This window comes from Mycobacterium sp. (genome assembly GCF_035314665.1).
Lineage (GTDB): Bacteria > Actinomycetota > Actinomycetes > Mycobacteriales > Mycobacteriaceae > Mycobacterium.
Map to the genome: position 1 here is coordinate 1 of NZ_DATFZD010000409.1, position 5,386 is coordinate 5,386.

The 5,386-nt window shown below is 66.1% G+C and carries 4 protein-coding genes and 1 riboswitch; of the genes, 3 read left to right on the plus strand and 1 reads right to left on the minus strand.

Features of this window, described 5'->3' with window-relative positions; genetic code table 11:
• Nucleotides 1-873, minus strand: an 873-nt coding sequence (locus tag VKI00_RS29060) for a phosphomethylpyrimidine synthase ThiC (RefSeq protein ID WP_324444393.1), incomplete at its 3' end; no start/stop codon positions are given.
• Nucleotides 867-977: riboswitch (TPP riboswitch) on the minus strand. It overlaps the preceding gene by 7 nt.
• Nucleotides 978-1,187: 210 nt before the next feature.
• On the opposite strand from VKI00_RS29060, the gene VKI00_RS29065 reads away from it, so the two are divergent.
• The 3 genes from VKI00_RS29065 to VKI00_RS29075 all read left to right on the plus strand — a co-directional run.
• Complete coding sequence (locus tag VKI00_RS29065) at nucleotides 1,188-1,907, plus strand: PAS and ANTAR domain-containing protein (protein ID WP_414687326.1); 720 nt, start codon at nucleotides 1,188-1,190, stop codon at nucleotides 1,905-1,907.
• 87 nt (nucleotides 1,908-1,994) lie between these two features.
• Nucleotides 1,995-2,366, plus strand: coding sequence for an STAS domain-containing protein (locus VKI00_RS29070; RefSeq protein WP_324444395.1), 372 nt, complete (start codon nucleotides 1,995-1,997; stop codon nucleotides 2,364-2,366).
• The coding region (locus VKI00_RS29075) for a response regulator (protein WP_324444397.1) at nucleotides 2,363-5,386 on the plus strand (3,024 nt) is incomplete at its 3' end. The genes VKI00_RS29070 and VKI00_RS29075, both read left to right, overlap by 4 nt.

Consider the following 5,386-nt stretch of genomic DNA (forward strand, 5'->3'; position numbering starts at 1 on the left):
GTCGTAGCGGGCGAAGATGTCGCAGAGCTCTTCGAAGTTGGTGTACAGGAACGACTCCTGATGATGCGCCAGGCACCACGCCGCCATGATCGATCCGCCGCGGGACACGATGCCGGTGACCCGCTTGGCGGTCAGCGGCACGTAGCGCAGCAGCACGCCGGCGTGCACGGTCATGTAGTCCACGCCCTGCTCGCATTGCTCGATCACGGTGTCGCGATAGACCTCCCAGGTCAATTCGGTCGGATCGCCCTTGACCTTCTCCAAGGCCTGGTAGATCGGCACCGTACCGACCGGTACCGGCGAGTTGCGCAGAATCCACTCGCGGGTGGCATGAATGTCCTTGCCGGTGGACAGATCCATGATGGTGTCCGCACCCCAGCGGGTGGCCCACACCATCTTGTCGACCTCCTCGGCGATCGACGACGTCACCGCCGAGTTGCCGATGTTGGCGTTGACCTTCACCGCGAAGGCCTTCCCGATGATCATCGGTTCGCTCTCGGGATGGTTGTGGTTGGCCGGGATCACCGCGCGGCCGCGGGCAACCTCGTCGCGCACCAGTTCGGCGGGCATGTCTTCGCGGGCGGCGATGAACGCCATCTCCGCGGTGATCTCACCGGCGCGGGCCCGCTGCAGCTGGGTGCCGCGGTCGCGCACCACGCCAGGGCGCGGTAGCAGCCCGGCCGTCACGTCGATCACCGCGTCGTCGTCGGTGTAGGGGCCGGAGGTGTCATAGAGGTCGAAGTGCTGTCCGTTCGACAGATTCACCCGCCGAAACGGCACTTTGGCGCCGGGAACGGAGTCGATACTCCGGTAGGCCTTACTGCTGCCCGCGATGGGGCCGGTGGTCACGGACGGTTCGACGGTAACGGTCATTTTTGTCATCTCCCTACGTCGGCATTACCCGGTCAGGTTCATACGGTCGACGGCCCCGAGCCGTCCTCTCAGCACACTCGGCGTGCGCTCCCGTGTTCTCTTGCTTGTGCCTGATTGCCCGGCTCCTCCTCGGACCGCTGCACGGTCCGCATCGTCGCCGTGCAGACCACGCTAGCGCAGCCGGACGGCGCTGCCCACCCCGCGACGATGCACGCCGCGGAAGCGGCGTGAGGAGAAGCGGGGTACTAGTTCAGGCCGAGACGGAACGTTCGTGTTTCCCGTCTAACCGGTGGGCAGGCTGTGTGAACGGTGGAATGATTCGAAACGTGCACGAGGGCCCCGAAGTTCTGGCAACGAGCACCGACACCGCGGGCTCACCTGCCCTGGGGTCGGCGAAACTCGACGTCGACCACGTCAGCGTGGGAACTTTCCGGTTTTGGTTTGTGGGCCAGCGCTGGGAATGGTCCGACGAGGTGGCCCTCATGCACGGCTACCAGCCCGGGGCGGTGGTGCCGACGACCGAACTGCTGCTGTCGCATAAGCATCCAGAAGACCGGGACCACGTTCAGGACATACTCGACCGGGCGCTGCATTCCAAGAGCTCGTTCTCCAGCCGTCACCGCTTCATCGACGTGGGCGGCAACGTGCACGACGCGATCGTGGTGGCCGACCGGATGGCCGACGAGTCGGGCGCCGTGGTGGGAACCGCCGGCTATTACATCGACTTGACTGACACCTTCGTCGAGACCCGGCAGGTCGCCCTCGACGAGACGCTTCCCGACCTGTTCGAGGCTCGCGCGGTGATCGAGCAGGTCAAGGGTGTCTTGATGGCCATCTACCGGGTCAGCGCGGAGCAAGCCTTCAGCGTATTGCGGTGGCGGTCGCAGGAGACCAACACCAAACTGCGGGCGCTGGCCAAGCAGCTGATCGCCGAAATCCCCACGCTGCCACCGCCGTCGGCGGACGTGCAGAGCGCCTTCGACCATCTTTTGTTGACGGTGCATGAGCATATTCCGGGTGAACCCGACGCATAGCTTGGTCGCCGACTAGGCTCGACAAGGCTGTGGACGGTACGCCGCCACGACATTGCATTGAGCGGTGCATCGAAGCGGGTGAACGCGATGGATTTGTTGGTCGTCGACTATGAGGTACGACCGGAAGCTGTGGTTGTGCAGGCCAAGGGCGAGGTGGATTCCAGCACCGCCGGCGACCTGAATTCACAGCTGGATGCCGCGCTGCAGCAGACCGAAACCCACGCCTCGCGATTGCTCATCATCGATTTGCAGGGCGTGACCTATTTCGGCAGCGCCGGACTCAACGCCGTCCTCGACTGTCACCGGCGCGGGCAGCAAGCCGGCACATCGGTCCGGCTGGTTGCCGACAATGGATTGGTGGTTCGCCCGATCGAGGTGACGAACCTGGACAGCGTCCTCGAGCTCTACCCCACGCTGCCCGATGCGCTGCAAGGCCGTGATACCGAGCAGGGGCAGTGAGCGGGCCTCCCCGCCGTCACTGGAGAAGCGAGCCGCAGGTCCTGCCACCCGACCTCGCCAAGGCCGTGGCACTCGGCGGCGAGATGGGCTGTCTGTTCGCCGAATTCGACTGGGCCGCGCACCCGTTGGGGCCGCCGGATGAGTGGTCGCCCGAGGTGCGGTCGGCCGTCGCGGTGGTGTTGACCTCGCGGTTTCCCATTGTCCTGTGGTTGGGCGTCGAAGACCTGTTCCTGGTGTACAACGACGCTTATATCCAGATCCTCGGCGAAAGGCACCCGGCCGCATTGGGCCGGCGTGGCCGATTCGTGTGGTGGGACATCTGGGAGGCGATCAGCCCGATGCTGGCCAGCGTCATCGCTACCGGTGAGGCGACTTGGTCGTATGACTTGATGCTGCCGATGGTGACCGCCGGCCGACGCCAGGAACGCTACTTCACCTTCACTTACAGCCCACTGGTCGGCGCGAACGGCGAAAGCTACGGGATTTTCTGCCCATCCTCGGAGACCACCGAACGGGTGATCAGCGAGCGACGGTTGCATCTGCTCAATGCGGTCGCCTCGGCGACGATGGAGACCCGCACCGTCGACGACGCGGTGAGCGCCGCCGTGTCGGTGTGTGCCGAGCAGGCCGACGTACCGCTCGTCGCGGCGTATGTCCGTGGAGCGGACGCGGCCGATACCACCCTGCGCGGAGCAACGCCGTCGGTGCTGCCGCTGCTGCCGCCCACGCTGGAGAAGCTGACCGACTGGGTGCCGACAACGCGGTCGCGGGCGGAAGTGCGGATCATCGAGAACGTCTCGTCGGTGATTCGCGGTCTGCACGAGGTGTTGGGCGGCGATTGCCCAGACCAGGCGCTGGTGCTGCCGCTGGGCGAGAACGCGATCACGGGGGCGCTGGTGGTGGGGACCGATCCCCGGTGTCCGCTGGATGAGCAATACCTCGGCTTCTGTCAGCTGCTCGCCGATCAGTTGTCGTCGGCGCTGGCCTCCGTGGTCTCCCACGAACAGCAGCGCCGGCGCGCGGATGCGCTGGCCGAACTCGACCGCGCCAAGACGACGTTTTTGACCAACGTCAGCCACGAATTCCGCACTCCGCTGACCTTGCTGCTGGGCCCACTGGAGGACGCGCTCTCTGACGTGGGTTCGCACACGGTTCTCGCCGACCGGCTGCGAATGGCCAGGCGCAACGCGGGACGGCTGCTGCGCCTGGTCGACTCGCTACTGCAGTTCTCCCGCATCGAAGCAGGGCGCGCCACAACGAAGTTGGTGTGCACCGATGTCGGGGCGCTGACGTCGCAGATCGCTTCGTCGTTCACCGAACTGTGCGAGCGGGCCGGGATCGAACTCGTCCTTGACTGCCGTCGGGCGCTGGCCGACGTCGACCAGGACATGTGGGAAACCATCATGCTCAACGTGATGTCCAATGCGGTCAAGTACACGCTGAGCGGCTCGATCACCGTCACGGTGCACAGCGGTGACTCCCCGGCTGGCGACGATGCGGGCGCCGCAGGGGCCCGCGGTGGGGGCGTCCGACCCGGCCGATGCGTCATCAGCGTCCGCGACACCGGCGTCGGTATCAGCGAGGCCGACTTGAAACGGCTCGGCGAACGCTTCTTTCGGGCCGACACCGCGCGGGGCCGCAGCGTGGAGGGCACCGGGATCGGGCTGTCGCTGGTGCGCGGGCTGGTGGAACTCCAGCAAGGCAGCATGCAGATCGCCAGCGAACTCGACCGGGGTACCACCGTCGCGATCACGCTGCCGAAATCGCTTGCGGCCACACCGATCGACCATGCATTGGCCGACCTGCTGGACAACCCGTATGTCGTCGAGGCGGATCAATGGGTGGCGCCGCTTCCGATCGAGACCGCGCCCGCCGGCGATGACCGCAAACTGGTCTTAATCGCCGACGACAACGCCGACATGCGGGCCCACATCGACCGGGTCTTGTCGGCGCACTGGAGAACAGTTCTGGTCGCCGATGGCGTAGCGGCTCTGCGGACCGCCTACGAGCTTCGCCCTGACGCCATCGTGACCGACGTGATGATGCCCAAGCTGGACGGCTTCGACTTCGTCGCGGCCATTCGACGCGATACCGAACTGGCCGCCACGCCGATCGTCATGCTGTCCGCCCGCGCCGGAAACGAGGCCGTCAGCGAAGGCTATGCCGGCGGTGCGGACGACTATCTGCCTAAACCTTTCCGCTCGCAGGAGCTGATCGAGAGGGTCGCGGCGCGATTGTCCGCCGCCGGCCGCGAACGTGCCGGTCAGCAACAGCGTGAAGCCGAGCTTCGGCATACTTCCGCGACCGCGCAACTCGATGCCGCGTTGCAGGCCGCCGACTCGGTCGCCGGAATCGCCGATGCGCTGCTGGCGTCTTCGGTCGGCTCGGGCGCTGCCACGATCGTGGTGATCGGTCTGCTCGACGCCGAGGAGAACAACGTCCGGTTCGAGTACGCCGGTCCGGTCCCCGTCGAAATCCGCGACCGCTACCACGTCGCCACCCTGGACACGCCGCTGGTGCCGATTGACGTCATCAAGACCGGCCAGCGGATGGTCATCACCGATACGTTGGCGCTCGCTCCGCGTTATGGCCATGTGGTGCACGAAACAGCGCACAACGTTCGGTCGTGCGTCAGCCAGCCGCTGCGTGGTCATGACGGGAAGGTGATCGGTTCGCTCGGGTTGCTGTGGCCCATACCGCAGGAGTTCGACGCGAGCGAGCTCGAGATGTACGCCCGCACCGCGGAGATCATCCAATCGGCGGTGGGCCGGGTCCGCAGTGCACAACGCGAACATCGGATTGCCGTCGACTTCCAGGAGCATCTGCTCGATCTCGACCGCGGGTCAACGGCCGCGGTGGTGGCGGCGGTGTATCAGCCTGGCGGCGAGGCGATGCGCGTCGGCGGCGACTGGTATCTGGTGGCGCCGCTGCAGCAACCGGGCCAGATCGCGGTATCCGTCGGCGACGTCGTCGGGCACGGTCTGCCCGCCGCGATCGTGATGAGCAGGCTTCGCGCGGCG

Coding starts and splice junctions, on each gene's coding strand:
- VKI00_RS29070 (WP_324444395.1), top strand. CDS start 1,995: ATGGATTTGTTGGTCGTCGACTATGAGGTACGACCGGAAGCTGTGGTT.
- VKI00_RS29065 (WP_414687326.1), top strand. CDS start 1,188: ATGATTCGAAACGTGCACGAGGGCCCCGAAGTTCTGGCAACGAGCACC.